The following is a 26,095-nucleotide window of genomic DNA, read 5'->3' as shown; positions in this document are numbered from 1 at the left end:
GTACGGTGTAGTCGTTCCATTGATAATAAGGGATGTACGTACCGTGATCGCTCTCCTGCTGGCCCTGGGCAGCTCCCTGGCCTACGGATGCGCCGACTTCCTCGGCGGCCTGGGCGCCCGCAAGGCCCATGTCCTGCGGACCGTGATGATCGCCGCGCCTGCCTCGCTCACCGTCGAGCTGCTGCTGTGGCCCTTCCTCGGCGCCTCCTTCGCGCCCGCCACCCTCGCCTGGGGCGCCGCTTCCGGCGTCGCGTCGGCCGCCGCGTTCGCCCTGCTCTACAAGACGCTGGCGATCGGCCCGATGAACGTGCTGTCGCCGATCACCGCGCTGGTCTCGGCGATGCTGCCGGTGGGCGTCGGCCTGCTGCAGGGCGAGCACCTGGGCCTGGCCGGGCTGATCGGCCTGCCGCTGGCGCTGGCAGCGGTGGTGCTGGTCAGCGCCGGGCACGGCGCGAAGTCGGCGCGGCCGTCGCGCACCGCGCTGCTGCTGGCCTTTGGCGCCGGGGCGGCCATCGCGCTGCAGCTGGTCTTCCTGCACCAGGCACCTTCCGACAGCGGCGTCGGTCCGCTAATCGTCGGCCGCGCCGTCTCCTCCGCTGTCACCCTGGCCGCGGCCGGCGTGATGTTCCGGCGTCTGGGCCCGGAGAAGCCCGCTTACGCGATCTCGGCGACGGCCGGTGTGCTGGACTCGGTGGCCAACCTGCTGTTCCTGCTCGCCGCCCGCAGCGGTGACCTCGCCGTCGTCGCCGTGATCACCGCCCTCTACCCGGCCGGCACCGTCCTGCTCGCCCGCAGCGTCCTGGCCGAGCGCATCCACCGCGGCCAGCTGATCGGCCTGGGCACCGCCGCCGTCGCCGTCAGCCTCCTCGCCCTCACCTGACCGCCACCCCCGAAACGGACCTCCGATGACCCTCTTCCGTATCACCCCGGATGTCGCCGGCGCCTTCCCCGACACCCTTGTAGCCGTCGTCACCGCCACCGGCCTGCGCGGCCGCGAACCGTGGCCGGCCACCATCGCCGCGCTGGAGGAACTGGAAGCCCGGCTCGCCGACGGCTCCTGGTCCCCGGCCGACGAGAACGACCCGCGCATCGAGGCATGGCATACCGTCTACCGCGCCTTCGGCACCAATCCCCGCCGCATCCGGCCCAGCATCGACGCCCTGGGCCGCCGCCTGGCGAAGAGGGGCTCCCTGCCCCGGATCAACCCGGCCGTCGACTCCTACAACGCCGTCTCCGTCCGCCACGGCCTGCCCGCCGGCGCCTTCGACCTCGACCAGGTCACCGGCGACGTCGAGATCAGCTACGCCGACGGCAGCGAGAGCTTCACCCCGCTCGGCGAGCCCGGCACCGTCGAGACGCCCAAGCCCGGCGAGGTCATCTACACCGACACCACTGACGTGCTCACCCGGCACTGGAACCACCGCGACGCCCACCGCACCCGCGTCACCGAGGACTCCACCCGCGTCGCGTTCGTCCTTGAGACCGTCGCCGCCACGCGCGACGAACTCAAGACCGCGGCCGGCGACCTGCAGGCCCTCCTGGAGCCGCACTGCGACACGAGCACCGTGCACTACCTCAGCCCGGTCTACCCGGACGCCACCGTCTGACCAGCCCGGCCCGTCCGCCTGCACGGAAGCAGGGCCACGGCCCGCCGAAAGTCCGCCCCCCTACCCCCCCTTTGGAGGCCCGTCTTGTTCACCGGTCTGAGCGCCTTCCCGCTCACTCCCGTCCCCGGCAACGGCAACGTCGACGAGAAGGTACGCCGCGCTGGTGCAGCGGCTCGCCGCGGCCGGCGTCGACTCCATCGGCGCGCTGGGCTCCACCGGCTCCTACGCCTACCTGTCCCTTGAGGAACGCGCTCGCGTCGCCCGCCTCGCGGTCGAGCACGCCGACGGCGTGCCGGTCATCGTCGGCATCGGGGCCCTGCGCACCCGCCAGGTCCTCCAGGCCGCCGAGGACGCGCAGAACGCCGGGGCCTCCGCCGTCCTGCTGGCGCCGGTGTCCTACCAGCCGCTGACCGAGGAGGACGTCTTCGGCCTGTTCGAGGAGGTCACCGCGAACCTGTCGGTCCCGCTTGTGATCTACGACAACCCCGGTACCACGCACTTCACCTTCACTGACGAGCTCTACACCCGCCTGGCCTGGCTGCCGCAGGTCGCCTCCATCAAGATCCCCGCCCTCCCCGCCGATCCCGAGCAGGCCCGGGCTCGTGTCGAGCACCTGCGCCGGCTCCTGCCCGAGACAGTGACCGTGGGCATCAGCGGAGACGCCGCCGCGGCCCGAGGTCTGAACGCGGGATGCGACGCCTGGTACTCGGTGATCGGCGGCACCTTCCCCCAGCCGGCCCTCGCACTCACCCGCGCGGCACAGGCCGGCCGGCACGAGCAGGCCGAGCAGGAGTCGCAGCGGCTCCAGCCCTTGTGGGACCTGTTCGTCCAGCACGGAGGGTCCCTGCGCGTCGTCGCTGCGGCCGCAGCCCACCTGGGCCTGACCGCCCACCGCAACCTGCCGCTGCCGCTGCGCGGCCTGGACGCCAAGGAATGCGCCCACCTCGCCACGGTGATCGAGCAGCTTCAGCTCCATATCTGACGCCCCGCCGTCGCCCTCCCCACACGCGGGAGGGCGACGGCGTTCCGGACTTCCTTTCGCCCTCATTTCCCGCAGGAGAACGCGCGGCCATGCGCCCACACACCGATGACTCCGTCGACGAGCCCGGCTGGGGCCCGCTGGCCCGCTACATCATCGCGGCGACGCTGGCCCGCACCTCCGACGGTGGCGCCGTCGTGGCCATCGTGCTGATGGTCACCGCCGGCGGCGGGTCGGGCTGGCTGGCCGGCGCCCTGGGCGCCTGCCTCACCGCCCCCCACCTGCTCGGCCCCTTCGTCGCCCGCAGCCTGGACACCGCACGCGACGGCCGTACTGTCATCGCCGCAGCCTCCCTCGCCCACGGCACCGCCCTGGCCGCCGCCGTCCTGCTCTACCCTCACACCCACCCCGCCACCGCCGCCGCCCTGCTGGTCGTCTCCGGCCTGTTCGGGCCCCTGCTCACCGGAGGCATCAGCAGCCGCCTGCCCGCTATCGCCGGACACGGCCAGCGCCGCCAGCGCCGGGCCCAGGGCTGGGACGTGGCCACCTACGGCATCAGCGGCACCGTCGGCCCCACCCTCGTCGCCGCCCTCGCCGCCTGGGCCTCACTCGCCACCGCCGCGCTCACCCTGGCCGCCGGCTGTTTCATCGCCGCCGCCGTCATCCGCTTCCTGCCCTACGCCCCGGCCCCCGGCAAGGCCGCGGACGTTCCCGGCCCCCTCCGCACCCTCACCGGAATCCTCGCCACCGGGCCCCTGCGCCGCACGCTGTATCTGACCGTGACCGTCGCCTTCAGCGTCGCCGCCCTGCCCATCGCCGCCGTCGCCGGCACTCCCTCCCTCGGTGTCAGTGCCTCCGCGGCCGGACTCCTGACCGCCGCCTACGGACTGGGCAACCTCGCCGGATCCGCAGGCGTCATGATCCGCCCCTCCCGCACCGAAGCAGACCGGCTCACCACCCGCCTCGCCGCCCTCGTCGGCGCCATGCTTCTGCTGATCACCCTCGCTCCCTCCTTCCCGCTCGCCCTCGCCGCCTACGCCGCCGCCGGCATCGCCAACGCCTACTTCTTCGCCGCCACCCTCGCCGCCCGCAGCGAATACGCCCCCGACAACGCACGCGGACAGATCTTCGTCTGGGTCGGCGCCCTGAAGATCACCGCAGGATCCGCCGGAACAGCAGCCGCCGGCGCCCTCATCAGCACCAGCCTGCTCCTCCCCCTCCTCCTGGCCACCGCCCTCACCCTCACCGCCGCCCTGCTCTCCTCCGCCGAACGCCACCACCGCCGCCCCCACCGTGACCTCCCACCGCCCGAAGCCTCGCGGGCCAAGACCAAGAGCGAACACGCGACCAGGACTCCGGGCCCCGGCAGGACCGGCGGCCGCGCGTCGACCTGAGGGACGGCACGTCCTCACGCCTCGTCTTCGCCGTCGTCCTCGACGGCGTCCGGGTCCCGGAAGGGGCGCAAACCCTGGCCGGGGCCGCTGCCCTTGATGTTGAACAGGTAGCGGCCCAGGAAGTTGATGTGCCGGTCTTTGAGCGGGGAGAGGCGGGCGGCGTCCTCGTCCTTGATGTCGTGGCCCTCGGCGCGGAGCTGGGCGACGGCGGCGTCGAGGTAGCGGGTGTTCCACAGGACGACGGCGTTGAGGACCAGGCCGAGGGCGGCGAGCTGGTCCTCCTGGCCCTCGCGGTACGCCTGGCGGATTTGGCCCCGTCCGCCGTGGCAGATCGCGCGGGCCAGGCGGTGGCGAGACTCCTGCACGGTCAGCTGCCGGTTCATCAGCCGGCGGTAGGTGTCGTCGACCGGGTCGACCAGGGCGAGCAGGTGCATGGTTTTGTCGATCCGCCCGTACTCGGCGAACGCGGCGCCGAGCGGGGTCGGGTGGCCCTCGCGGCCGAACATCCTCAGCAGGTCGTAGGCCCGGACCTGGTTGGTGATGAGTGACCCGGCGACGCGGAGCATGTCCGGCCACAGTGCGTGGCGATCCGCCTCAGGTTCACCTTGTTGCAGGCGACGGCCTCCAGCGGCCCGTACCCGGCGGCCGGCGTCTCGCCGTCGGGCAGGTCGGCCCGCCAGAACCTCTGGTCGGCCAGGTCGCGGAAGCGCGGGGCGAAGCGGAAGCCGAGCATCTTGTACAGGCCGAAGGCCATGTCGGAGTACGAGGCGTTGTCGGTCGCGACCATCTCCGGCTTCACCCCGCCGTCGAGGTTCAGCAGCGTGTCCAGCGTGTAGAGGCTGTCGCGCGGGGTGCCGCGTACGACCATCGCGCCGATCCCCGCAACCTGGTCATTGACTGCATTTAGCCAAGTTACTCCCCTTTTGTACCCGTAATATTTGGGCGAGGGCCCGGTGTTGATGCTCTTCACGGGGACGACGAAGCGCAGGCCGTCGACGGAGGCGAGCAGGCCGCTGCCCCACATCTGGGCCAGCTCGATGCGGGACTGGGCGGTGATGAGCGCGGCGTTCGCCGCGGCGATGGTGTCGGCGCGCAGGTAGTTCTGGTCGACGTGGGACAGCCGCGAGCGGGTCAGCGCCTTGTTCTCCGGGTCGATGACCGGGGTCAGGCCGATGCTCTCTGCCACCAGCAACGCGACCAGGGAGACGAGCAGGCCCTCCATGCGGGTGCGCCGCTCGGAGACGTGCCCGAAGGCGTCGAGGAACCCGGTCCAGGAGTGGACCTCGAACAGCAGGTCCGGCAGGTCGATCCTCGGGAGCATCGCCTCCGTGGTGGCCTTGAGCCAGGTCAGCGACTCCGGCTCGCCCACCGCGCCGAGCTTGTCCACCGACAGCCGGGCGCGTCCGCCGCCGTCGGGGACGACGATCTCCACCTTCGCGTCGGCGCCGGCCTCCTCCAGACGGTCGGCCATCTGCCGCCACGCCGCGTCCAGCCCCCGGGTGAGCTGGGCCAGGTGCTCCTCGGCGTCCTCGGTCAGGGACAGGCCCGCGAGCACGTCCGCGCGCATCGCCTCCCACCGCGGCCCGTCCAGCAGCCGGGCGCGTGGGCCCGCCCACCGGTTCGACGGGGAGGCGAACACGTCGCGCCGGTTCAGGGCGCGGTGCAGCTGCTCCAGGACGCACACCACGTACGCGTCACGGTCGACCGCGCCCTGCGGCAGCTTGGCGTTGGAGAACACCGCGCGCTTCCACATCGCCGGCACCAGCTCGGCGTCGACCTCGCGGGGCAGCAGCGGCCGGTCCTTGACCCGGCGCCGGGACAGCGCGGGCAGGCGACGCACCGCCTTGAGGATGCGCCGCCCGGCCGGGGCCGCGCCCAGCGCCGTCCGACTCGCCCAGCAGGGACAGGAACGGGCGCACGGTGTTGTAGCGCAGGGCCAGCTTCTCCCGCATCGCCGCCTCCGCCGACCCGTCGTCCTCGGGCACCAGGGCCTCGACGGTCGTCACCGCCCCGGCCACCGCCGTACGCGGCACGGCCTCCTCGACCGCCGCCCACAGCGCGGTGACGTCCAGGTCCGCCTCGTGCTCGGCGACCAGGTCCAGCTCACGGTTGAGGATCTTCGACGCCTTCGCCAGGATGCGGGCCGCCTTCTCCAGCTGCGGCAGCATCGCCAGCCGTTCCCGGTCCGACGCCCGCCGCGCCGGGCTGATCAGCCGGTTCGCCATCAGCACCGCGAACAGATCCAGGGCGTCGTTGACCGCCTGCGCCTCCAGCTGCCGCACCACCGCCGTCAGCAGCGCGGTCCGCCGCGGCTCCGGCGCCCGCTCGATCGTCTGCGCCTTGCTCAACTGCCCGTACCGGGCCAGCGCGGACAGTCGGTTCACCGGCACCCGCGACAGATTCACTCGCCCCAGCGCGAACGCGGAGATCTCCTCCACCCGCTCCATCGCCCGCACCATCGCCGTGCCCGTCGACTTCACCGGAGGCGTACGCAGCCGCTCCAGCTCCGAGACCCGCCTGCCCTCCGGCACCACCAGCAACTCCGCCAAGGCCGGCGCGAGCACTGCATCCGCCCGGACCGTCGCCCGGGCCACCGCCTCGTACAAGCGCCGCTCGGCCGCCGTACGCGCCTCCGACACCTGCCGGGCCAGCACCGAGACGCCCGGCAGCAGCACCCGGTTCTTCCGCAGCCACGTCACCGCGTGGTTGAACAGCGCCACCGGCCCCTCGGCGTGCGTCCACGCCCGCCCGTACAGAAAGCCGCGGAACTCCCGCCCCCACTTACGGTCGGTGAAGTCCCGGTACCTGAACCGCCTCTGGATCTCATCCGCGTGCTCGTACACCGTCGAGCGCCGCTCGGCGTACCGCTTCACGCACGAGGCGTCCGTGATCCCCAGCTGCCGGGCCAGGTACTCCACGGCCTCCCACGGCACGGCGAGCGGGTCCTCGCCCAGGAACCGGCCGACGTAGCGGACCGTGCAGATCTGCACCGCCATGCCCAGCCGGTGCGCGTCCGTACGCCGCAGCGCGATCAGATCACGGTCGTCATCATCGAGGAAGAAGAACCGCTCCAGCTCTGGGCGCGTGGGCGCCTCGCTGAACGTCCCGTACGCCTCGGCCTGCTCATCAGTCAGAAACTCCACCGGCACGAGGCGGACCGTAGCCAGCGCCGGCACCCACTCGACGATCTTTCCGTGAACCTCAGCGAGGCCGCAGAACGGTGTGCTAGCCGACCAAGATCAATCTCATCGGGATTTCCTGTACCCCAACTACTCACACCCGGAGCACCGTTGGTACGAGTTCGGCCACTGGACCAAGAGCTTCCTGTGGGACGGCCTCGTCATCGACGGCATCGGCGGCTCGCTGATGGCGTACCTCGGACTCACCGGGCGCCTCGGTGACGAGGCGTTCGAGAAGTCCTGGGCGTCCGTCGCGGAGATCCTGACCGCCGCGGTGGTCATCGGAGTCGACCGCAACGACCTCATGGTCCAGGTGGCGCCCGTGCACGTGCAGAGGTACATCGACGGCGCGAAGCAGACGGCCAAGGAAGCAGCCAAGGCGTTCGTCGCCTACGACCAGTGGGAGAAGGACCCGGCACGGGCTTCGGGGGCGGTGGCGTTCAACGTGGGGAGCCTCATCGGGCTGCGCGGTGCCGCGCTGCCCGTCAAACTGGCGGCCCCCGGGGGCAGAGCCGCCCGGGTGGCGCACCACCTCGCCGACAGCTCCGACCCCGTCACCCTCGTCAACCGGGCCGCCGCACGGCCGCACCTGCCCAGCACCTCCGACGTCACCGGCCGGCTCAGGGAGCTGAGCACCGTCCGAGCCGTCGAGCTTCCCGACGGCCGCTACGCCCTGCCGGACGGCACCACGTTCACCGCCGACGGCCCGATGCCGCCCCTGCCTCCCGGCAGGACAGCCGTGGAGTTACCCGACGGCACCATCAAGCTCGACCACCACCACCTGACCCCCGAAGGCGACGTCATCAGGCCAGACGGGGACGCACAGCTTTCGCCCGATGTACACGGCGGGATTCCGGAGCGAGCCGACGCTGCCGGAAAAGGAACCGTTGGCGGTGGCCCCGCTCACGCCCCCCGGCCCCTGCCGGAACTGACACCGGAAGCCAGGGATAGGCATTGGGGGCATCTCGAAGAGGTGGAAAACCGCAGCCCGCATCTGTTCGAACGGCTTCAACGTGATCCCGATAAGAACGGCGGAATTAACAAGTCATCAAGTGATGAGGCGCGTGTCGATCTCGACCTCCGGGAACAGGGAAGGGTGCCGGACGACATTTCTCGTCCTTCGGAGTCGAACCTCGGGGATCTTTACTCGCCCAGTACCGGTGTCTACTATGATATCAAGGGTGTCCACTCGGATTGGCCGCCTTTCAGTAATGTGCGAAACAAATCACTTCCTTTTAATGGGCGCTATGACCCGGATAGCAATGGTCGTTGGGTGGAGAAACTTCGGGACCAAATTGTCGAGAGAGGTCGGGTGGTGATTCTCGACGTTCGCAACGCAGACCAAGCCGCAATCGATGATCTTGCGGATATAGTTAGAACTCACGGTTGGGAGGAGTACGTTGTCTGGTATCCGTGAGGGAGGGCCGCCTCTGGTGCTGCCACGCGATGTCGCAGCCGCTGAGAAGGTGCGGGAGTGGGTCAGGGAGGGCGGGGAGTTCTACGGGGTGGGGCTCGATCTGCGGGGTGCGGACTTCTCGCGCTGTGATTTTTCGGGTTCTTGGTTTTCGGGTGCTGATCTTTCGGGTGTCAGGCTGGTGGGTGCTGAGTTCTATCGTGCGGATTTGGAGGGTGCGGATTTGTCCGGTGCGGACCTGTCGGATGCCTCCCTGGTGCGGGCCAATCTCGACGACAGTGACCTGAGCCAGGCACGCGTCACCGGAGCGCGTATGGCGAAAACCTCTCTCTACGGCGTGACGGCGATTGGAGCCGTGTTCCACGGCGTGCACTGTGTTGACGGTGCCTTCAGTGGCGCGAACCTTCGGGGCGCGGATCTGACGGGCGCGTGGCTCCGTGAGGTGATCTTCCGGGCGGACGTGGACGAGCACACCCGGTTCGCCAACATGCACGGGTCGGTTTACGGGCCCCTTTCTGTGCACCGCGGCGATTCGGTCGTCACCATGGGCGGCGAGACGATGCGTGAGTGGCTGCGGGACAGGGGGGCGCGAGTCGAGGTCGTTCCCCCGCGAGGCCCGTGAGACGTCGGGCTGGCCGCGTACTCCCGGATTCGCGGCCGACTCGGGACGTATTCATGCGGTTGCAGAACATCACGTGGCTGGACGAGAACGCGATGTACGACCACGAGCGTTCACGTGCCGCACTGATGCGGGAGTATCTGCGGCGGTCGGCGCTGTGGGCCGAACGGTATGGCGCGACGGACGTCTGGCCCTTCTTCGACATCGCGGAGCGCGTCGATCCGGCGGTCCCGGTGCAGCAGAGAGGTCATGGACGCGCTGGAGGACCACCTCGACACCATCGGCGCCCGCACATCGGTCAGGGAGACCTGCAAGGGCGCCGTGCGATGGCCCGCTCTGGCGCCCACCGCGCAAGCGCAGGTTCCTGCGGCCGACGACCCCTACGAACCGCTGCTTCTCCTCTATGAACGTGGCGGCCTCTTCTCGGTCGAAGGGGACTTCATCGACCTCACCGGCATCATGCTTCTTCTCGGGCGGATGGACGGCCACGTTGCCACAGAACCGGTCGTCCACCTGGACAACGCCACCTTGGACGCACTCGACGGCTCGCGCCCGGCGCTCCATGACCGGCCGACAACCTTGTAGAGGCTCGACTTGATACCGCCGCGCGACGTCGCAGCCGCTGAGAAGGTGCGGGAGTGGGTCAGGGAGGGCGGGAAATTCTACGGGATGGATGGAGCTCGATTTGCGGGGGGCCTTTATGTCTTTCGTCAAGGCGCCCATGTTGGGTTTGGGGCGGTTTGAGGATGTGTCGCGGTCGGAGGTGAAGTGTTCAGTGGCAGGGCAGCGCCTCGGCCACGGTGGTCTGGGAGGGGTCGATGGTGGTCCGCCCGTCCTCGATGTCCCACAGCGTGTTCTGCAGTAGCCGGGCCAGCGTCCAGCCGGCCGCGCGTTGGCGGTCCAGTCCCAGGGCCTGGGTCAGCAGGTCGAAGCGACGCCGCACCATCCGGGGAGCGTCCCCGGTGGCGTGGAGCTTCTCCCAGCCGGTGTCCAGCGCCGGCCACAGGTCGAAGCCCGGGTCGCCGGCGAGGGGTTCGGGGTCGATGGCCAGCCACGGCTCGCGCTCGGCGGCGAGCACGTTGTCGTAGTGCAGGTCCCAGTGCAGCATTCGGTCGCCGGGCTCGCCGACCAGCTCGGTGACTGCCGAAGCCCAGTCGTGCAGCCGCCGCTGGTCCTCGGGGTCCGGCAAGGCGGCGACGGCTGCCGGTACGGACGCCAGCATGTCGCGCGCGACGTCGCCGAGGCCGCGCAGGCCCTCGGGCGCCGGGACGGAGTGCAGCCGGGCCATAAGCCCGGCCAAGGCACTCATGGCCACGTCGTCGTCCTCGACGGATGCCAGGGTGCGTGAGCCGTCCAGGCGTTCCAGCAGCATGGCACTGCTCTGCGGGTCGTGATCGAGCAGCCGCACGATGCCGTTGCCGCTCCACGCCCGCAGCCCGATCAGCGCGGCGGTCGTCTCCGCGCGGGGCATCTGGAGTTTGAGCACGGCGCGAATGTCGTCCGTGCGGCGCACCGGTACCACCAGTGAGGCCTCGCCGGACCTGATGCCACCGTCGCGCTCCAGTTCCCATCGGTCGAGTAGTTCCGCCACCAGCTCGGGTAACCGGGCGATCCAGGTCCGTTCCTCTTCACCACCGTTCCTCGTGTAGGACGCGACCAGGGCGTCAGGGACTTCGATACCCTGCGGCGAACTCATAGGGGGTTGTCCTTCGCGGGAGTGGGCTTCCCACCGCGACCACAGATGATGCCGAGGGTCATGCGGCGGCTGCTTCGGGGATGCGGGTCTCGTAAAAGGTGCCGTCGCGGAGCATGGCGAACAGAACGCTGATGCGTTGGCGGGCGAGGCGGAGAAGGGCTCGGGTGTGGGTCTTCCCGCGGCCTCGCTGGCGGTCCTAGTAGGTGCGGGAGGCTGGGTCAGCGTTCATGCAGGCGAAGACGGACAGGAACATGGCGCGTTCGAGCGCCGGTTTCCGCCCCGTGGGGCGTGTTCGGCGTGGATCGAGGTTCCCGACGACTTCGTGGTCGGGGCAAGACCGGCGTAGGAGGTGAGGTGGGCGGTGGTGGGGAAGCTGGTGCCGTCGCCGACGGTGACCTAGTAGGACGGCGGCGGTCCTGACGCCGACGCCGGGCATCGACGTCAGGACCGGGTAAAGAGGGTGGGCCTCCAGCAGGGTGTTGATCTGGGCTTCCAGAGCGCGGCGCTGGGTGTGGACGGCGGCGAGTGAGGCGGCCAGGGAGGGCACGACGATGTCGAGGGTTTCGGTGCCGGGCACGACGACGGTCTGTTCGTCGAGCGCGTCGAAGACGTCGTCGATCAGCCGCTGGGCCATGCGCGGCGCCTTGGGCCGGATGAGGCCGACGAGTCTGCGGCGGCCGGCCTTTCGCAGGGCGGCCGGGGAGCCGTAGCGCTCCCAAAGCCAGGTGACGGCCTGATGGTTGAGGCGAGGGCCAAGGACGCGTTCCAGCGACGGGTGGAACTGGGCGAGCAGGCCGCGTATCTGGTTGGAGGTGCGGGTGGCCTCGGCGGCGAGGTCCTGGTCGAAGCCGACGAGCACGGTCAGCTCGGCGGTGATCTCGTCGGTGTGCTCCAGCGAGCGCAGGGTGTGCGGCATAGTGCGGGCCGCGTCCGCGATCACCGCGGCGTCCTTCGCGTCCGTCTTGGCCTCACCCGGGTAGAGGTCGGCGATCCGCCACATGGCCAGTCCAGGCAGGTGGGTGATCTGGCAGCCCGCGTACCGGGCCACTGTCAAAGGGAGGGCGCCGATCGAGGCGGGCTGGTCCATGATCACCAGCACCGTGCCGAACTTCGCGATCAGTTTGTCGAAGACTGCCCGCAGTTTCGGCTCGCTGTTGGGCATGGCCTTGTCGAGGACCTTCTTGCCGGCCGGGGTCAGTCCATGCCCGTGATGGGCGCTCTGCCGACGTCCATGCCGAGGAAGACGCCCACACTGCTGGTGTCGAACATCCGCACCCTTCCAAAAGAGTTGAACGGCGCCAGTCTCGGCAGTGGTGTCGTACGCGCGCATCCACGTTACGCAGACCTGCCGCCCGCGAACTGTCCGGCATTGCGCCGGACCGGGCGGTGGCCGGACCCCTCATTAGCGTCTCCGACGGCACCTCCCAGGCCCGGCGACACCACCCCCCAGGTCATACCTTCGACAGGGGGCAGAAGTCATACCGGGCCCGGAGACTAGCGGCCCTCTTGCAGGACCGCGAAAAACATAACGGGAGGCGGACTTCTCGGGCTGTGATTTTTCGGGGTCCTGGTTTTCGGGTGCTGATCTTTCGGGTGTCAGGTTCGTGAATGCTGAGTTCTATCGTGCGGATCTGGAGGGTGCGGATTCGTCCGGCGCGGACCTTGCAGGAGCCTCCCTGGTGCGGGCCAGTCTCGACGACAGTGACCTGAGCCGTGCACGCGTCACCGGAGCGCGTATGGCGAAAGCCTCCTTCTACGGCGTGACGGCGGTCGGAGCCGCATTCCACGGCGTGCACTGTGTTGACAGTGCCTTCAGCGGGGCGGACCTTCGGGGCGCGGATCTGACCGGCGCGTGGCTGCGTGAGGTGGTCTTCCGGGCGGACGTGGACGAGAGCACGCGGTTCACCGGAATGCACGGGTCGGTTTACGGGCCCCTTTCTGCGAACCGCGGCGATTCGGTCGTCACCATGGGCGGTGAGACGATGCGTGAGTGGCTGCGGGACAGAGGCGCCCGGGCCGAGGTCATTCCCCCGAGGGGCCCGTGAGGCGTCGGGCCGGCCGCGCGCTGGACGACGTCGCGCGGCCGGCCGGTTCGCGGCGAGGCCGGGGTCCGGCCGGGTGGGGGCCGGGCGTCAGCTGAGTTCCGGGTGGCCGAAGAGGGCGGCGTAGGCGGAGGGCAGGCGGCTGAGGAGCGTGTTGAGCTCGCCGCCGCTGACCTGCCGGGCGACGGCGGTGAGGACGGCGCGGCTGTGGCCCTCGGCGCTGTCCTCGTCGTCCCCGGTGATCTCGGCGACGCGGACGACGAACTCCTGCGCGCCCCAGTCCTGCGTCGTGGAGTTGGCCCGCTCGATCAGTTCGGCGACCTGCGGCGGGAGCTGCTCGGCCAGGTGCTCGGCGGTGTCGGCGGGGAGCCGGTCGCCGAGTGTGCTGACGACCGCCTCCGTGACGCGTGCGGCGTCCTCGCGGTCGTATCCGCCCAGGTCCTGGACGGTCGCCAGGAACTCGTCGTAGGCCATGCGGGTGGTCCTTCCTCTCAGCGTCGTGGCTTGGTCTCGTAGCGCGGGCCCTGGTCGGGGGTGTCGCCGCCCTGCACCTCGGCGAGCAGGCCGTGCACGCTGACCAGGTCGTGCAGGAGGACGCGGGCCTCCTCCGTGCCGAGACCGGCAGCCCGCGCGACCTCGTCGAGGTGCGGGGCGCCGTGCGTGCGTTCCGCGTCCGCGACGGCGGCGAAGACCCGTTCGTGGTTCTGGCCGTACGCGGGGTGCCCGCGGCCTTCGAACGTGCGGGCCGGGCCCTCCTCGCGGCGTTCCCCGCCGAACCGGTCCGCGTCGCCCTGCTTGCCGCGGTGCACGGGGGCCGTCTTCTCCTCGTGCGTCAGGGAGTGGCGTCCGGGCACGTGGGTCCGCTGCTTGGAGCCGCCCGTCGTCCTGCCCTGTCCGCTGGGTGTTCGGCCCGCCCGTTCCGCGTCCAGCGCCGCTCTGCGCCGCTGGTCCTCGTCCCCTTCGACCTTCTTGCGGACCATGGGCGGGCCTCCTTTCCTCCGGTCGCCGCCGTCACTGCTCGGCTTTCGCGGCGGGTGCCCGGCGCCCCGGGCGGGCAAACGGCCGGGCCGGGCCCGACCGGAGGAACCGGCGCCCGCCGCGTGGGGACCCGGCGCCGGGTGCGGGCCGCGGGCGGCCTACGATCGGGCGGCCCGTCCGCCGCCGCCGCGTCCCCAGGGAGCCCGCCATGACGTCCCCGCCCGCCGCGCCCCCGTCCCGCCCGGTGCGCGGTGTGCGGCAGGAGGACGGTCACCGGCTTCCGCACCTGGCCTGGCGCCTCGCCCCCGGCAGCCGGGTGTGCTCCTCCGCGGTGCTCGGCGGCGGTCTCGGCGAGCGGGACTGGGTGCTCAACGCGCAGGTGCCGCCGGGTTACCGGCGCACGGACCCGGCGGCGCACCTCGCCGGGATCGCCGCCGGTGCCGGGCTGCGCGGGACGGGTGCGGCGCTGATGACGGCGGCCGACGTGGACGCGTTCACCGAGGCGTGGGACGAGGGCGTGCGGGCCGTCGTCACGACGGGGCTGGGCGTGCGGACGTGGGCGGCGTCCCCGGTGGCCGGGCGGATCGGCCCGCCGGCGGCCGGGACGGTCAACATCGTGGTGACCGTGCCCGTCCCGCTCGGGGACGGCGCGCTGGTCAACGCGGTGGCCACCGCCACCGAGGCCAAGGTGCAGGCGCTGCTGGACGCGGGCGCGGCCTGCTCGGGCACGCCGTCCGACGCGGTCTGCGTCGTGGCCGGGCCCGCCGTGCCGGGGCGTGCGCCGGAGCCGTTCGCCGGTCCCCGCTCCCGGTGGGGCGCACGGCTGGCCCGCGCCGTCCACACGGCCGTGCTGGCCGGGGCCGCCGCGCCCTGACGGGCACGCCGGGCCCGTCGGACCGGCGCCGGATGCCCGACTCGCCCTCAAGGCCGTCGTGCCACCGTGCCCGCAACGATGAGCGCGGCCCGCGAGGGCTCGGGAGGGGTGGCTGATGGACGGTTCCGTCGGTGCGGTGTACGACCCGCTGGAGAGACACGTGCAGGACCCGTACCCGCTGTTCGCGCGGGCACGGCAGGAGGAGCCCGTCTTCTGGTCGGAGACCATGCGGGCCTGGGTGGTCACCCGCTACGACGACGTGCGCAGGGTGCTCCAGCAGCACGAGACGTTCTCCACCGCCAACGCGCTGCGTTCCCCGAAGCCGCTGCATCCCGACGCGGCCGCCGTGCTCGGGCGGGGCTTCCCGCCGTCGTCGGCCATCATCAACGTGAACGGCGAGCGGCACCTGCGGGTGCGGGCGCCGCTCGCCAAGCGGCTCGGCTCGGACGCGGTGGCGGCCATGGAGCCGGACGTCCGCAGCCGGGCGAACACCCTGGTGGCCGCCATCGAGCAGGGCACCTCCGCCGAGCTGATGGCCGGGTACGCCCGGGTGCTGCCGGTGGAGACGATCTCCGACATCTGCGGCATCGCGCCCGCCGACCGGGCGCTGGTACGGGACGGCGCCTACGCGTGCGTCGCCGTCATCACCGGCGGCGCCTCCCGGGAGACGGAGGTGGCCGCCGCCGAGCTGTTCCTGGAGTTCCAGGAGCTGATGGCCGCCTGCGTGCGCGAGCGCCGCGAGCGGCCCGGCGGGGACGCCTTCAGCGAGATCGTCACCGCGCTCGCCCCCGGAAACGGCCCCCTGGACGACGCGCAACTCGCCGAACTGGTGTGGACGTTCGTCGGACTCATCACCGCCGGGCACTCCACCACGACGGCCCTCCTCGGCAACGGGCTCTACCACCTGCTGTCCCGCCCGGAGCAGTGGAAGCTGCTGTGCGACCGGCCGGAGCTGATCCCCTCGGCCGTGGAGGAGATCGCCCGCTTCGACACCCCCGTGCACGCCTTCTTCCGGAGCACCGCCCGCCCGGTGACCCTGGGCGGGCGGGAACTGCCCGAGGGCGCGGACGTGGTCGCGCTCTACAGCTCCGCCAACCGCGACCCGGAGGTGTTCGAGCGGGCCGAGGAGTTCGACGTCACCCGGGGCGTGAGCCGCCATCTGACGTTCGGCCACGGCGTCCACGCCTGTGTGGGCGCCCGCCTGGCCCGGCTCCAGCTCGCCGTCACGCTGGAGACGCTGACCGCCCGGCTGCCGGGCCTGCGCCTGGCGCCGGGGCGCGAGGTGCGCATGGCCCGGCAGTTCGTGGACCACGCGCCCGTCGCCCTGCACGTGGAGTGGGACCGCCATGCGTGAGGCCGACGCGCAGGCCCGCGCGATAGGGCTGGTCCACGGGTACATGCTGTCGCAGGTGCTCGGCGTCGCGGCCCGGCTGGGCCTGCCGGAGCTGTTGCGGGACGGGCCGCACACCGCCGAGAAGCTGGCCGGGCGCACCGGCACCCAGCCCGCCGCCCTGCACAGGCTGCTGCGGGCCCTGGACAGCGCCGGTGTGGCCGAGCGGGTCCCCGGCGAGGGCGGCGGGTACGTGCTCACCGAGTTCGGCGCGGCCCTGTGCCCCGGCGGGCCCGCACCCGCCGCGGCACTCGCCGACCTGTTCACGTCCGACGCGGTGTGGCGGCCCTGGGGCCGGCTGCTGCACAGCGTCCGCACCGGTGAGACGGCGTTCGAGGCGGAGTTCGGCATGCCCGCGTTCGCCTACTTCGCCGAGCATCCGCAGGTGTACGGGCTGTTCAACGCGGCGATGGCCGAGAACGCGCGGGGCGCGGCGCCGCTGGTGGCGGAGGGCTACGACTTCTCCCGCTTCCGCACGGTCGTGGACGTCGGCGGTGGCAACGGCGCACTGCTGGCCGCGCTGCTCGCCGCGCACCCGGCCGCGCGCGGGGTGCTGCTCGACACGGCCGACGGCGTCGCCGGAGCCCCCGGCGTGCTCGGCGCCGCGGGGGTCGCCGACCGGTGCCGGGTCGTCGCGGGCGACTTCTTCGCCGAGGTCCCCTCCGGGGGCGACGCCTACGTCCTCAAGAGCGTCATCCACGACTGGGACGACGAGCGTTCCCGCACGATCCTCGCGGCCTGCCGCCGTGCGATGGAGCCGGGGGCCACACTGCTGCTGGTGGAGCCGGTGCTGCCGCCCGAGGACGGCCCGCCCGCGCCGCTCTCGACGGTGCTGAGCGACCTCAACATGCTCGTCATGGCCGGGGGCCGGGAGCGGACGGAGGCCGACTTCGCCGCGCTCCTGGACGCCTCAGGGTTCACGCTGGAGTCGGTCGGCCCGGCGCTCGCCCCGACGGACTTCCGCGTCCTGACCGCCGTTCCGCACGACCGGTGACCCCGCCGGGGCGCCGCCCACCGGGAGACGCCCCGGCCACCGTCCCCGGGCGGGCCCGCGTGGCCGGTGCGCTCGCCCCGCGCCGGAGTGTGGGGGCTGCGGGGCCCGGCCGGACGGCGGGGCCGCCATGGCTTCGCACTGACACAGGAGGGCGCGGGACGTTCGTGGTCGGCTCTGCCGAGCCCGGTGGGGGTGAGCACCAGGACGGCCAGGGTGCGTGCGGTCCGCTGTGTTCGGGGAACAGGTGGGGGTGGCGTAGTTCCAGTGCTTTCACCAGGGCTTCCCGGGTGGGGTCGGTGACGTTCCAGGAGTGGGCGGAGGGGTGGTCGGTGAACAGGCCGCATCCGTCGTCCTGCGGGCTCAGGGCGGTGCACCAGCGCAGTTCGGTGAACGTGGCCCGTCCTTCCTTCCAGCGGACCCAGAGGGCGCCGTCGTCCTCGGCGTCCGCCCACAGCAGCCGTGCGTGGGCGGCGTCGTGGTCCTCGCCGAGTTCGCACGTGACGTAGCCGGGTTGCGGGGGGCCGGCGGGGCGATCAGGGTGATCTCCTCGGGCGGGTGCAGGAGCGCGGTGGCGGTGCACTGGAGCATGAACAGGGCCTTCGTCTGGTCTGGGTGTGTGTGGGAGCCCCGCCCCTGTGCTGCGGGGGCAGCACGCGGGCGGGGCGGGGCGAGACCTTGCACGGCGCGCACCGTGGAGCGGTCTCTCATCCGTGACGGAGCGCCGCTTGAGCGGCCCCGTGACGGGCCCTGCGCCCCGCTGGGCGAGGGGCCGGAGCGGGGGTCTGCGGTGCCGGGAAGGGCCAGGCTCCGGTCATGCCCGAGCCGTTGGTGAACCGCGACGTGCTCCACAGCGCGTGTGGTGTCTGCCCGTCCCGGTTCCACCCTGTCGGGGAGTTCGACGTGTTCGAGCGCCCGACCCCGGAGTGCCCGTTCGACAAGTACGACGGGCATCGGTACTTGGGCGACGGGACGCCGGTCTGCGTCCACCCCGGAAAGGTCGGGTTGCCCGCCGGGCGCTACAAGAGCGAGAGCCCCTTCGGCCGTCGAGCTGGACCTGCCGCCCGATTCCTCCGAGGTGGTGCCGTACCTGCGCGGGGTGCTGTGGAACGCCGCCCCCGTTCTGCTCGGTGACCTGATCTCTCAGGCACAGGAGCAGGCGCACGAGCGGTTCCCCGAGCTGGGCCCGATCACCGTGCTACGACGGGCGCTCGGTTGACTACTGTGCGGGAACCGGCTCGGGCTCGAACGTGATGCTGTGCGCGAGCCCCATCCGGCGGAAGCCCGCGGCCTCGTACTTCGCCCGCAGGATGCCGAGTCGTCGAGTGACCTCCTCGTGGGTGATCCAGTACCGGGCTGGCGGCCGCCCCATGCGGCTCGGTACGCCCCGGTGGGTGTAGTCGTTCTGCGTCCAGTCGGTGTGTTCCTGGTCCGTCTGGTGGATGATCTGCGCGCCGACCCTTGCGGTGATCCGGGCGAGGATCTGCGGTTGCGCGATCATGGCGTGTGTCATCTCGTCCACCGGTACAGCGACGGGAATCTCCGCCGCGCGTTCGTTGCCGGTCGCCTCGTACACGGCGGCCTTCAGACACAGGGCGCGCAGCCCTTCCGTGAACAGGGGAGCCGCGTCCGTCGCCTGGTCGTACTCACTGATGACCGGGCCGCCTGAGGAGCACGTCCAGCCCTCGGAATACTGGAGACTCGCGGAGTTGAACGCGGCGAACTCCGGGTCGGTCTCAGCGGCTGTCAGGATCTCTCGTGCGCGCTCGGCGACGCTCTCAACGCTGGGAAGGGTGCTCACTGCTTCTTCTCCTCCGGTTGGTTGGTGCATTCGTGGCCCCGCTCGGCTGCCGAGTGGTCACGCGGGCGGTCGAACGGGACTGGCGCCCGCCCCGCACCGCAAGTCGGCGTTATCGGCGTGGGACGGGAGATGTGAAGCGGGCCGGGCGGGGCTCGGAAGGGACGCCCGGCCCGGCCAGACCGACAGGCGGTAGGTGCAGTCCGTGTCCGGGAACGTGAGAACCAGGGGATATCCGCCCTTGACGTGGGTGCGGGCCAGGCGATCCCCGGTTCTGTCCGTGGCCCACGCACGGAGCCCGGTGGGGCAGTCGGGGGCGGGCACGGACGGGGCGCGCATGAACGGCCGGACCCACGCCGAGCGCTGCGGGTCGGGGTCGAGCCGGTCCGCGATCCGCAGCGCCTGACTACGGAGCCAGCGCAGGGCGAGGACCGGGGAGATGGTCGGGAAGGTGCCCAGGACGTAGGACACGCCTCGCCCGTGCCGTGCACGAGCCCCTCGGCCCGCACGTCACACCAGTAGCCCGACGGCTCGGGGTGTCCGGTCATGCCCGGGCACCTCGCCACCTCGCCCGGGGAGGGGCGTCGTCGTCGCGGCCCCAGTTGTCGAACCCGAACGTGCGGCGGGTCGGCGTGGTCACAGGTACTCACCCCGGCTCCGCGCGTTCGCGCGGGCGGTCTCGGCGCGCAGGCGCTCTATCGGCTCGGCGGGGCGGACGTGCTCGGGCTCCGCTTCCCACTCGGCACCGCCGCAGACCGGCCGCAGAGTCCAGTACGGTCCCGCGACTCTGCGAAACTCACCAACACGGCCTTCGTGGCTCGTGTCCACCATGAGCGTGCCCACAGTGGGTACCGGCTCTGTCTCCACTTTGTGTCTGGCCTTCCGCTTGCTGATCGGTTGTCGCTCTAGGCAACCGTGCAAGCACGCTCAGCGGTACTGTTGGGAAGCGCACAAGAGTAAAGAGCGTTAAGGACTCAATGCGCTGTGCATGGGGAGTTGACGGAAGCGTGAGCACTAGCGAACCGAACACGGCCTTCGCCCAGCTGTTCCGTGAGACGGGGTGGACGCTGCGGCAGTGCGCTCAAGCGGTCAACCGAGTAGGAACCGAACGCGGCACTCCGAAGCAGTACCGTGCCCCGTCCGTGCACCAATGGCTGAGCGGGAGCGTGCCTCGTGAAGATGCCCGTCCGCTGATCCTGGAAGCGCTCGCCCGTAAGCTCCTGAGGCCCGTCACGCCGTTGGAAGTCCGATTCCCGCTCTCGGCTTCCAGGAGTGGGACGGATGTGGCGCCACTCAGCACAGTTGACGGGCTCGTTGACCTTGGGAGGATGGATATGGACCCGTCCCGCCGTAGCGTGCTGAGCGTCGCTCTGTTCTCCGTCGCCCTCTCGGTGCCGGACTGGCCTGACCTGGTGGGGCGCATGGAAGCCGCACAGCGAGGCAGCCGTACGCGCGTCGGCAGGTCCGACGTGCACACGGTCACCGCCATGACCGAGCAGCTCTCGTCCATGGACGACCAGTTCGGGGGCCGCACCGCCCGTCCGCTGGCCGCGTCCTTCCTGGTGAACACGGTCGCGCCATTCCTGCGGACGGATGGTCCCGAGGACGTGCGCAAGGCGATGATGTCCGCCGCTTCCGACCTCTGCTACCTCACGGGTTACATGGCCGTTGACGAGGGGCTGCACGGTCTCGCGCAGCGCTACTACCTGAAGGCGCTGGAGCTGGCGGGGGCGTCGGAGGACCACCTGACGTTCTGCACCACGCTGCGCGGTATGAGCGTGCAGGCGGTGGACCAGGGCCAGGGGCCGGTGGCCATGCGCCTCGCGGACGCTGCTGCGGCGGCGTCCCCCCAGGCCGGTCCCCGGATGCGCGCCTTCCTCACCGGCCAGCAGGCACACGCGGCGGCCCGGACCGGGGACCGCCGCTCGGCCCTGCGGTACCTGCGGCATGCGGAAGTCGCCATGGACAAGGCGGAATCGGGTGGCCGGGTGTTCGGCTCGTACGACTCCGCGTCGCTCAACTACCACACCAGCCAGGTCCGGTTCGAGGTGGGCGACCTGCACGGTGCTGTCGCTGCGATGCAGGAATCGGATCGGCTCCGCTACGCCGTCTACCGCCGTACGCGCGTCAAGGAGCGGGCGATCCTGGCCGAGCGGCAGCTCGCGGTCGGGCACCTCGAAGCCGCGTGCAGGACCTGGGGACTCGCGCTGGACGACTACCCCCTGGTGAACTCGGGCCGCATCGACAAGCGGGTGACGGACATGTTCACGCTCATCGGCCCCCACGTCGGGAACCGTGAGGCGCGGGCTCTGTACGAGCGGGCCCGGGAAACCGTCCGGCCCGAGCTGATCCCGGCCTGACGAAGGCCCTGCCGCCTCCCCGGCTGACTACCACCGCCGCGTAGGCGGGTGCGCCGGGGGCCGGTCGCCGGGCCCGGGGGTGTGAGGGGGCTGCGAGGGGTACCCGGGTGCGGAGAGCACCCGTCAAGCCGAGGAGGACGCATGGCCGTGGCCACCGTGCAGGTCACCGTGGTGGACTGCCCCGAACCGAAGGCGCTCGCCGACTTCTACGCGGAGCTGCTGGGCGGGGAGGTGAAGGGCGCGGACGACGCCCGCTGGATCGACCTCTACCTGCCCGACGGGTCGCGTCTGGCGTTCCAGCGGGCGCCCGGGTTCCAGCCCCCGCAGTGGCCCGCCGCCGACCGGGATTCCCAGCAGATCCACCTGGACCTCCTGGTGGACGACATGGCGGAGGCCGAGGCGAAGACGCTCGCGCTCGGCGCGAAGGCGCTGGACACCGACGACGACGGCGGCAAGCGCGGCTTCCGCGTCTACGCGGACCCGGCGGGGCACCCCTTCTGCCTCATCCACCCGTGACCGCCACGCGGGGCGGCCGGGAGCGCCGGGCCGTCCCGCGCGGTCGTCGCCCGGCCGGACGGCGTCAGGCCGGGCGGCGCAGGACGTAGGGGCGCAGGCGGCTGTACCCGCGGACGGAGACGGGGCGCAGCGCGCGCAGGGCGAAGCCCGGGCCGGTGCCGAGGCGGGCGGCCAGTTCCTGGTCGGCCAGGACGGTGCCGCGCCGGGCGACCGAGGTGAGGCGGGCGGCGGTGTTGACCACGGAGCCGTAGACGTCGCCGAACCGGCTGAGCACGCGGCCGTAGGCCAGGCCGGTGCGCAGTTCCGGCACGTCGGGGTCGGCGTCGGCCCGCTCGTGCAGGGTGAGCGCGATCCGCGCGGCGTCGCCGGGCCGCTCGGCGGTGAACAGCACCTCGTCGCCGATCGTCTTCACGATCCGCCCGCCGTGGTCGGCGACGACGTCGCCCGCCAGGGACTCGAAGCGGTCCAGCAGCCGCACCAGCTCCGGTTCGTCCACGCTGCGGGTCATGCGCGTGTAGCCGACCATGTCGGTGAACCCGACCGCCTGCACGCGGCTGTCCAGTTCGTCGTCCCCCGCGCTGAGCGCCCGTCCGGCGTACGCGGCCAGGTGCCGGCGCCAGACGTGGTTCTGGAGGGCCTCCAGCTCCGGCAGCAGCTCGTCCACCAGCGTGGCGAAGGCTTCCGGGTCGAGTGCGAAGTCCGGCTGCCGGGTCAGCCAGTCCCACAGGGTCGTCACCTGCCACTCCGCGAGGCGGGAGAGGTGGTGGCCGAGGGCCCGGGTCATCAGCGCCTCGCTCTCGGCGCTGATCAGGCCGGAGGAGATGAACCGCTCTCCGGCTTCGAGGGCGGCGAGGTCGGCGTCGGTGAAGACCTTCTCGTCGTCCCCCGAGAGGGGGAAGCCCAGGGCCCGCCATATCTGGTTCGTGCGCTCGGCCGGGATGCCGGAGGCCGCCGTGATCTCCGCCCTGGTGTACTTCCGCCGCCCGCCGAGCAGGATCTCCTCGACGCGCTCCTGCACGGCCGCGGCCGGTTCCACGGTCTCGTCCTCCGCCACGGCGGCCCGTTCCCTCCTAGGTGGTGTGCACGATCAGCACGTCGACGCGCGCCTTGCGGGAGACGTCCGAGGGCACCGAGCCCAGGATGCGCCCGGCCAGTGACCGCAGCCCCCGGTTGCCGACGACGAGGAGTTCCGCGGAGTGGTCGCGCGTGGCGCGGACCAGGGCCGCGACGGGTTCCCCCTCCACGGCGACGTTCTCCACGTCGACCGCTCCGGCGGCCACCGCATGCTCCCGCGCCGTCTGGAGCGTGGACTCCGCCGGTGCCGAACCGACGACCTGGTACGCCTCGTCGCCCAGGACGTCCTGCGCGCGCTCGACGACCTGCCGGGGCAGCGGGGCGTACGCGCAGACGATGACGAGCCGGGCCGTGCACGCCGCCGCGAGCCGTCCCGCGCTCTCCACGGCCACCAGCGACGACGCGGAGCCGTCCGTCCCCACCACGATGGTCCGATACGCCGTCATGCACCCGCCCCGCTTCCTCGTCGTTCCCGCGTCGGCCCCGCGCCGTACCCGCGCGGTACCCGCCCGTCTCCTGCCGCGTCGGACCCTACCGATCCGCGGGGAAGGCGGTCCGTGCCACGCGTCTTCTTCATCGCCCGGGCAGCACGCCCCGCTCCCCGTTCATCCGCAGCTCAGCGTTCCCGCCGTGGAGCGCCGTCCCGCGAGTGCCGCACGCCGCCGCCGGGCGGGCGGGGGGTTACGGGGCGGGGCACCGGGGAAGGGTGGGGGTGTGCCCGCGCGCCCCCTGGGACGCGTCCCGCCGACGCGGGTGCCGGGCGGTACGGCTCCCCTCCGGTCGCGGGCGCCGCGCGGATGTGGTAGAGAGCCGGTCGCCGTCCGTGGCGGGCCGCCGGGGGCGATTGGCGACGGCCGTGTCCCTTATGGCACACTGTCCAGGTTGCTCGGTTGAGTGCCGATGCTGCGCGCCTCCCGCCGGGAGGACTGGAAGCGAGTCCCGACGTACTCGTCGCTCCTCATCAGGTGCGGAAGTACGGGAATCTTCCGGGAAGTGCAGGAGGGGCTTTTAACCAGGCGCCCGGTGGGTTTCTTCCCCCGGTTCCTTCCCCTCGACGGGATCCTCTCCGCGGAGAAGTGCGCGGAGACGTGCGAAGAGGGAAAGCGACACGCCCGACCGCGTGGGTCGGGGGTGGCGGGGGAACCGAGGAACCGGCCGGGTCCGGAGCGTTACGAGAGACAGGACTACGAAGTAGCCATGGCGGGACAGAAGATCCGCATCCGGCTCAAGGCCTACGACCACGAGGTCATCGACAACTCGGCGAAGAAGATCGTCGAGACGGTGACCCGCACTGGTGCGTCGGTCGCGGGCCCGGTGCCGCTGCCCACTGAGAAGAACGTGTACTGCGTCATCAAGTCGCCGCACAAGTACAAGGACTCGCGCGAGCACTTCGAGATGCGCACCCACAAGCGTCTGATCGACATCCTCGACCCGACGCCCAAGACCGTTGACTCGCTGATGCGCCTGGACCTCCCGGCCGGCGTCGACATCGAGATCAAGCTCTGAGGGGTGTCGGAAGATGGCTAAGCAGATCAAGGGCCTCCTGGGCGAGAAGCTCGGCATGACCCAGGTCTGGGACGAGAACAACCGTGTCGTCCCGGTGACCGTCGTCAAGGCGGGTCCCTGTGTCGTGACCCAGGTGCGCTCCGCAGACCAGGACGGCTACGGCGCCGTCCAGATCGCCTTCGGCGAGATCGACCCGCGCAAGGTGAACAAGCCCCTCAAGGGCCACTTCGCCAAGGCCGACGTGACGCCCCGGCGCCACCTCGTGGAGATCCGCACCGAGGACGCCTCCGAATACACCCTGGGCCAGGAGATCACCGCCGAGGTGTTCGACTCCGGCCTCAAGGTTGACGTGACCGGCAAGTCCAAGGGCAAGGGCACCGCCGGTGTCATGAAGCGTCACGGCTTCCACGGCGGCAAGGCCTCGCACGGTGCGCACCGCGTGCACCGCAAGCCGGGCTCCATCGGTGGCTGCGCCACGCCGGGTCGCGTCTTCAAGGGCATGAAGATGGCGGGCCGCGCGGGCAACGAGCGGGTCACCACCCAGAACCTGACCGTCCACGCCGTTGACGCGGAGAAGGGACTGCTGCTCATCAAGGGCGCCGTCCCCGGTCCGAACGGCGGCCTCGTCCTGGTCCGTACCGCGGCCAAGGGGGCCTGAGGTAACGATGAGCACCATTGACATCCTTTCGCCGGCAGGCGACAAGGCCGGGACCGTCGAGCTCCCCTCGGAGATCTTCGACGCGAAGGTCAGCGTTCCGCTGATCCACCAGGTCGTCGTCGCCCAGCTGGCCGCTGCCCGTCAGGGCACGCACAAGACCAAGACCCGCGGCGAGGTCCGTGGCGGCGGCAAGAAGCCGTACCGCCAGAAGGGCACCGGCCGGGCGCGCCAGGGCTCGACCCGCGCCCCGCAGTTCGCCGGCGGTGGCGTCGTCCACGGCCCCGTGCCGCGTGACTACTCGCAGCGGACCCCGAAGAAGATGAAGGCCGCCGCCCTGCGCGGTGCCCTCTCCGACCGGGCCCGCCACGACCGTGTCCACGTCGTCTCCGGCGTGGTCGAGGGCGGGGTCTCCACCAAGGCCGCCAAGACGCTCCTCGGCAAGCTGACCGAGCGCACCAACGTGCTCCTGGTCGCCGACCGCGCCGACGAGGCCGCGTGGCTGTCCGCCCGCAACCTGCCCCAGGTGCACGTCCTGGAGCCGGGCCAGCTGAACACGTACGACGTGCTCGTCTCCGACGACGTGGTCTTCACGAAGGCCGCCTTCGACGCCTTCGTGTCCGCCCGTACGGCTGCCGGGGCTGAGCTCGAAGGGAGCGAAGCCTGATGAGTGAGGCACCCGCCGCCGCGGCGACGGCCGAGGTCACCAGCAAGACGTTCACGGACCCCCGTGACATCCTGCTCAAGCCGGTGGTCTCCGAGAAGAGCTACGCGCTGCTGGACGAGAACAAGTACACGTTCCTCGTCGACCCGCGTGCCAACAAGACCCAGATCAAGCAGGCCGTCGAGGCGGTCTTCTCGGTCAAGGTGACTGGGGTCAACACGATCAACCGGCAGGGCAAGCGCAAGCGCACCCGCACCGGTTTCGGCAAGCGCAAGGACACCAAGCGCGCCATCGTGACCCTCGCCGAGGGCGACCGTATCGACATCTTCGGCGGCCCGGTCTCCTAACGGGGACAGGAG

General features: G+C 71.5%; 25 protein-coding genes and 3 pseudogenes. 19 read left to right on the top strand and 9 right to left on the bottom strand.

Features of this window, described 5'->3' with window-relative positions; translation table 11 throughout:
- The first annotated feature begins 43 nt into the window (after positions 1 to 43).
- From V1J52_RS22455 to V1J52_RS22440, 4 genes are all read left to right on the top strand, one after another.
- Positions 44 to 880 (top strand): EamA family transporter, encoded by an 837-nt coding sequence (locus tag V1J52_RS22455; protein ID WP_030871115.1) that lies wholly within the window; start codon positions 44 to 46, stop codon positions 878 to 880.
- Positions 881 to 905: 25 nt separating this feature from the next.
- Positions 906 to 1,607 carry a B3/B4 domain-containing protein gene (locus V1J52_RS22450; RefSeq protein ID WP_330141758.1) on the top strand — a complete coding sequence of 234 codons (702 nt, stop codon included), beginning with the start codon at positions 906 to 908 and terminating at the stop codon, positions 1,605 to 1,607.
- A gap of 163 nt (positions 1,608 to 1,770) precedes the next feature.
- Positions 1,771 to 2,589, top strand: coding sequence for a dihydrodipicolinate synthase family protein (locus V1J52_RS22445; protein WP_330141757.1), 819 nt, complete (start codon positions 1,771 to 1,773; stop codon positions 2,587 to 2,589).
- An 89-nt stretch (positions 2,590 to 2,678) separates the two neighbouring features.
- A complete protein-coding gene (locus V1J52_RS22440) occupies positions 2,679 to 3,980 on the top strand; it encodes an MFS transporter (RefSeq protein WP_330141756.1) in 1,302 nt (433 codons plus the stop codon).
- A gap of 14 nt (positions 3,981 to 3,994) precedes the next feature.
- Here V1J52_RS22440 and V1J52_RS22435 read toward each other — a convergent pair.
- Positions 3,995 to 7,129: pseudogene (locus tag V1J52_RS22435) on the bottom strand (Tn3 family transposase).
- A gap of 73 nt (positions 7,130 to 7,202) precedes the next feature.
- Between V1J52_RS22435 and V1J52_RS22430 the strand changes: the two are divergent.
- From V1J52_RS22430 to V1J52_RS22420, 3 genes are all read left to right on the top strand, one after another.
- Positions 7,203 to 8,576, top strand: a complete 1,374-nt coding sequence (locus V1J52_RS22430) for a hypothetical protein (RefSeq protein WP_330141754.1) — start codon at positions 7,203 to 7,205, stop codon at positions 8,574 to 8,576.
- A gap of 16 nt (positions 8,577 to 8,592) precedes the next feature.
- A complete protein-coding gene (locus tag V1J52_RS22425) occupies positions 8,593 to 9,195 on the top strand; it encodes a pentapeptide repeat-containing protein (protein WP_330141753.1) in 603 nt (200 codons plus the stop codon).
- Between the two features lie 246 nt (positions 9,196 to 9,441).
- A complete protein-coding gene (locus V1J52_RS22420; RefSeq protein WP_330141752.1) occupies positions 9,442 to 9,777 on the top strand; it encodes a hypothetical protein in 336 nt (111 codons plus the stop codon).
- 187 nt (positions 9,778 to 9,964) lie between these two features.
- Here V1J52_RS22420 and V1J52_RS22415 read toward each other — a convergent pair whose 3' ends face one another.
- Positions 9,965 to 10,888: an aminoglycoside phosphotransferase family protein gene (locus tag V1J52_RS22415; RefSeq protein WP_330141751.1), complete on the bottom strand. Its 924-nt coding sequence runs from the start codon at positions 10,886 to 10,888 to the stop codon at positions 9,965 to 9,967.
- Between the two features lie 58 nt (positions 10,889 to 10,946).
- Positions 10,947 to 12,157 (bottom strand): annotated as a pseudogene (locus tag V1J52_RS22410) (IS110 family RNA-guided transposase).
- A 278-nt stretch (positions 12,158 to 12,435) separates the two neighbouring features.
- Here V1J52_RS22410 and V1J52_RS22405 point away from each other — a divergent pair.
- Both V1J52_RS22405 and V1J52_RS22400 read left to right on the top strand, forming a co-directional pair.
- Positions 12,436 to 12,630: pseudogene (locus tag V1J52_RS22405) on the top strand (pentapeptide repeat-containing protein); the annotation flags it as partial.
- Positions 12,625 to 12,933 carry a pentapeptide repeat-containing protein gene (locus V1J52_RS22400; RefSeq protein WP_443075903.1) on the top strand — a complete coding sequence of 103 codons (309 nt, stop codon included), beginning with the start codon at positions 12,625 to 12,627 and terminating at the stop codon, positions 12,931 to 12,933. The pseudogene V1J52_RS22405 and the gene V1J52_RS22400, both read left to right, overlap by 6 nt.
- A gap of 87 nt (positions 12,934 to 13,020) precedes the next feature.
- On the opposite strand, the gene V1J52_RS22395 is transcribed toward V1J52_RS22400, so the two are convergent.
- Together V1J52_RS22395 and V1J52_RS22390 are read right to left on the bottom strand one after the other, a co-directional pair.
- The gene (locus V1J52_RS22395; RefSeq protein ID WP_330141750.1) at positions 13,021 to 13,404 is read right to left on the bottom strand and encodes a DUF2267 domain-containing protein; all 384 of its coding nucleotides are present in this window, start codon (positions 13,402 to 13,404) and stop codon (positions 13,021 to 13,023) included.
- A gap of 17 nt (positions 13,405 to 13,421) precedes the next feature.
- A complete protein-coding gene (locus V1J52_RS22390) occupies positions 13,422 to 13,910 on the bottom strand; it encodes a hypothetical protein (protein WP_330141749.1) in 489 nt (162 codons plus the stop codon).
- 206 nt (positions 13,911 to 14,116) lie between these two features.
- Here V1J52_RS22390 and V1J52_RS22385 point away from each other — a divergent pair, with 206 nt between their 5' ends.
- From V1J52_RS22385 to V1J52_RS22370, 4 genes are all read left to right on the top strand, one after another.
- Positions 14,117 to 14,782 (top strand): adenosylcobinamide amidohydrolase, encoded by a 666-nt coding sequence (locus V1J52_RS22385; protein WP_330141748.1) that lies wholly within the window; start codon positions 14,117 to 14,119, stop codon positions 14,780 to 14,782.
- A 115-nt stretch (positions 14,783 to 14,897) separates the two neighbouring features.
- The gene (locus tag V1J52_RS22380; RefSeq protein ID WP_330141747.1) at positions 14,898 to 16,136 is read left to right on the top strand and encodes a cytochrome P450; all 1,239 of its coding nucleotides are present in this window, start codon (positions 14,898 to 14,900) and stop codon (positions 16,134 to 16,136) included.
- Entirely contained in the window at positions 16,129 to 17,166 is a 1,038-nt protein-coding gene (locus V1J52_RS22375; protein ID WP_330141746.1) for a methyltransferase, read from the top strand. The genes V1J52_RS22380 and V1J52_RS22375 overlap by 8 nt, the downstream gene beginning before the upstream one ends.
- Positions 17,167 to 18,244: 1,078 nt before the next feature.
- Positions 18,245 to 18,382 carry a hypothetical protein gene (locus V1J52_RS22370; RefSeq protein WP_330141745.1) on the top strand — a complete coding sequence of 46 codons (138 nt, stop codon included), beginning with the start codon at positions 18,245 to 18,247 and terminating at the stop codon, positions 18,380 to 18,382.
- Here the strand turns inward: V1J52_RS22370 and V1J52_RS22365 are convergent, their stop codons facing one another.
- Both V1J52_RS22365 and V1J52_RS22360 read right to left on the bottom strand, forming a co-directional pair.
- Complete coding sequence (locus tag V1J52_RS22365; protein WP_330141744.1) at positions 18,383 to 18,964, bottom strand: hypothetical protein; 582 nt, start codon at positions 18,962 to 18,964, stop codon at positions 18,383 to 18,385.
- Between the two features lie 633 nt (positions 18,965 to 19,597).
- Positions 19,598 to 19,792 (bottom strand): hypothetical protein, encoded by a 195-nt coding sequence (locus V1J52_RS22360; protein WP_330141891.1) that lies wholly within the window; start codon positions 19,790 to 19,792, stop codon positions 19,598 to 19,600.
- Between the two features lie 176 nt (positions 19,793 to 19,968).
- Here V1J52_RS22360 and V1J52_RS22355 point away from each other — a divergent pair, with 176 nt between their 5' ends.
- Both V1J52_RS22355 and V1J52_RS22350 read left to right on the top strand, forming a co-directional pair.
- A complete protein-coding gene (locus tag V1J52_RS22355; RefSeq protein ID WP_330141743.1) occupies positions 19,969 to 21,321 on the top strand; it encodes an NsdA family TPR-like regulatory protein in 1,353 nt (450 codons plus the stop codon).
- A 141-nt stretch (positions 21,322 to 21,462) separates the two neighbouring features.
- Positions 21,463 to 21,837, top strand: a complete 375-nt coding sequence (locus tag V1J52_RS22350; RefSeq protein ID WP_330141742.1) for a VOC family protein — start codon at positions 21,463 to 21,465, stop codon at positions 21,835 to 21,837.
- Positions 21,838 to 21,901: 64 nt separating this feature from the next.
- Here V1J52_RS22350 and V1J52_RS22345 read toward each other — a convergent pair whose 3' ends face one another.
- Entirely contained in the window at positions 21,902 to 22,891 is a 990-nt protein-coding gene (locus tag V1J52_RS22345) for an adenylate/guanylate cyclase domain-containing protein (protein ID WP_330141741.1), read from the bottom strand.
- A 16-nt stretch (positions 22,892 to 22,907) separates the two neighbouring features.
- On the bottom strand, positions 22,908 to 23,357 hold the full coding sequence (locus V1J52_RS22340) for a universal stress protein (protein ID WP_330141740.1): 450 nt from the start codon (positions 23,355 to 23,357) through the stop codon (positions 22,908 to 22,910).
- 751 nt (positions 23,358 to 24,108) lie between these two features.
- Between V1J52_RS22340 and rpsJ the strand changes: the two genes are divergently transcribed.
- From rpsJ to rplW, 4 genes are read left to right on the top strand one after another with little or no spacing between them, the layout of a single operon-like run.
- Positions 24,109 to 24,417 (top strand): 30S ribosomal protein S10, encoded by a 309-nt coding sequence (gene rpsJ, locus V1J52_RS22335; protein WP_016473429.1) that lies wholly within the window; start codon positions 24,109 to 24,111, stop codon positions 24,415 to 24,417.
- A 13-nt stretch (positions 24,418 to 24,430) separates the two neighbouring features.
- The gene (gene rplC, locus V1J52_RS22330; protein WP_330141739.1) at positions 24,431 to 25,075 is read left to right on the top strand and encodes a 50S ribosomal protein L3; all 645 of its coding nucleotides are present in this window, start codon (positions 24,431 to 24,433) and stop codon (positions 25,073 to 25,075) included.
- 7 nt (positions 25,076 to 25,082) lie between these two features.
- A complete protein-coding gene (rplD, locus tag V1J52_RS22325; protein ID WP_330141738.1) occupies positions 25,083 to 25,739 on the top strand; it encodes a 50S ribosomal protein L4 in 657 nt (218 codons plus the stop codon).
- Positions 25,739 to 26,083: a 50S ribosomal protein L23 gene (rplW, locus tag V1J52_RS22320; RefSeq protein WP_330141737.1), complete on the top strand. Its 345-nt coding sequence runs from the start codon at positions 25,739 to 25,741 to the stop codon at positions 26,081 to 26,083. The genes rplD and rplW overlap by 1 nt, the downstream gene beginning before the upstream one ends.
- Positions 26,084 to 26,095 lie beyond the last annotated feature (12 nt).

It is taken from the genome of Streptomyces solitudinis, from assembly GCF_036323765.1.
Lineage (GTDB): Bacteria > Actinomycetota > Actinomycetes > Streptomycetales > Streptomycetaceae > Streptomyces.
Note: the sequence above shows the minus strand (reverse complement) of the source record. Positions and strands in the feature narration are given on the sequence as shown.

Excerpts from the sequence above, each read along its gene's own strand:
- V1J52_RS22450 (WP_330141758.1), top strand. The coding sequence starts at position 906 with ATGACCCTCTTCCGTATCACCCCGGATGTCGCCGGCGCCTTCCCCGAC.
- V1J52_RS22440 (WP_330141756.1), top strand. The coding sequence starts at position 2,679 with ATGCGCCCACACACCGATGACTCCGTCGACGAGCCCGGCTGGGGCCCG.
- V1J52_RS22420 (WP_330141752.1), top strand. The coding sequence starts at position 9,442 with ATGGACGCGCTGGAGGACCACCTCGACACCATCGGCGCCCGCACATCG.
- V1J52_RS22415 (WP_330141751.1), bottom strand. The coding sequence starts at position 10,888 with ATGAGTTCGCCGCAGGGTATCGAAGTCCCTGACGCCCTGGTCGCGTCC.
- V1J52_RS22400 (WP_443075903.1), top strand. The coding sequence starts at position 12,625 with ATGGCGAAAGCCTCCTTCTACGGCGTGACGGCGGTCGGAGCCGCATTC.
- V1J52_RS22395 (WP_330141750.1), bottom strand. The coding sequence starts at position 13,404 with ATGGCCTACGACGAGTTCCTGGCGACCGTCCAGGACCTGGGCGGATAC.
- V1J52_RS22390 (WP_330141749.1), bottom strand. The coding sequence starts at position 13,910 with ATGGTCCGCAAGAAGGTCGAAGGGGACGAGGACCAGCGGCGCAGAGCG.
- V1J52_RS22385 (WP_330141748.1), top strand. The coding sequence starts at position 14,117 with ATGACGTCCCCGCCCGCCGCGCCCCCGTCCCGCCCGGTGCGCGGTGTG.
- V1J52_RS22380 (WP_330141747.1), top strand. The coding sequence starts at position 14,898 with ATGGACGGTTCCGTCGGTGCGGTGTACGACCCGCTGGAGAGACACGTG.
- V1J52_RS22375 (WP_330141746.1), top strand. The coding sequence starts at position 16,129 with ATGCGTGAGGCCGACGCGCAGGCCCGCGCGATAGGGCTGGTCCACGGG.
- V1J52_RS22360 (WP_330141891.1), bottom strand. The coding sequence starts at position 19,792 with ATGGTGGACACGAGCCACGAAGGCCGTGTTGGTGAGTTTCGCAGAGTC.
- V1J52_RS22350 (WP_330141742.1), top strand. The coding sequence starts at position 21,463 with ATGGCCGTGGCCACCGTGCAGGTCACCGTGGTGGACTGCCCCGAACCG.
- V1J52_RS22340 (WP_330141740.1), bottom strand. The coding sequence starts at position 23,357 with ATGACGGCGTATCGGACCATCGTGGTGGGGACGGACGGCTCCGCGTCG.
- rpsJ (WP_016473429.1), top strand. The coding sequence starts at position 24,109 with ATGGCGGGACAGAAGATCCGCATCCGGCTCAAGGCCTACGACCACGAG.
- rplC (WP_330141739.1), top strand. The coding sequence starts at position 24,431 with ATGGCTAAGCAGATCAAGGGCCTCCTGGGCGAGAAGCTCGGCATGACC.
- rplD (WP_330141738.1), top strand. The coding sequence starts at position 25,083 with ATGAGCACCATTGACATCCTTTCGCCGGCAGGCGACAAGGCCGGGACC.
- rplW (WP_330141737.1), top strand. The coding sequence starts at position 25,739 with ATGAGTGAGGCACCCGCCGCCGCGGCGACGGCCGAGGTCACCAGCAAG.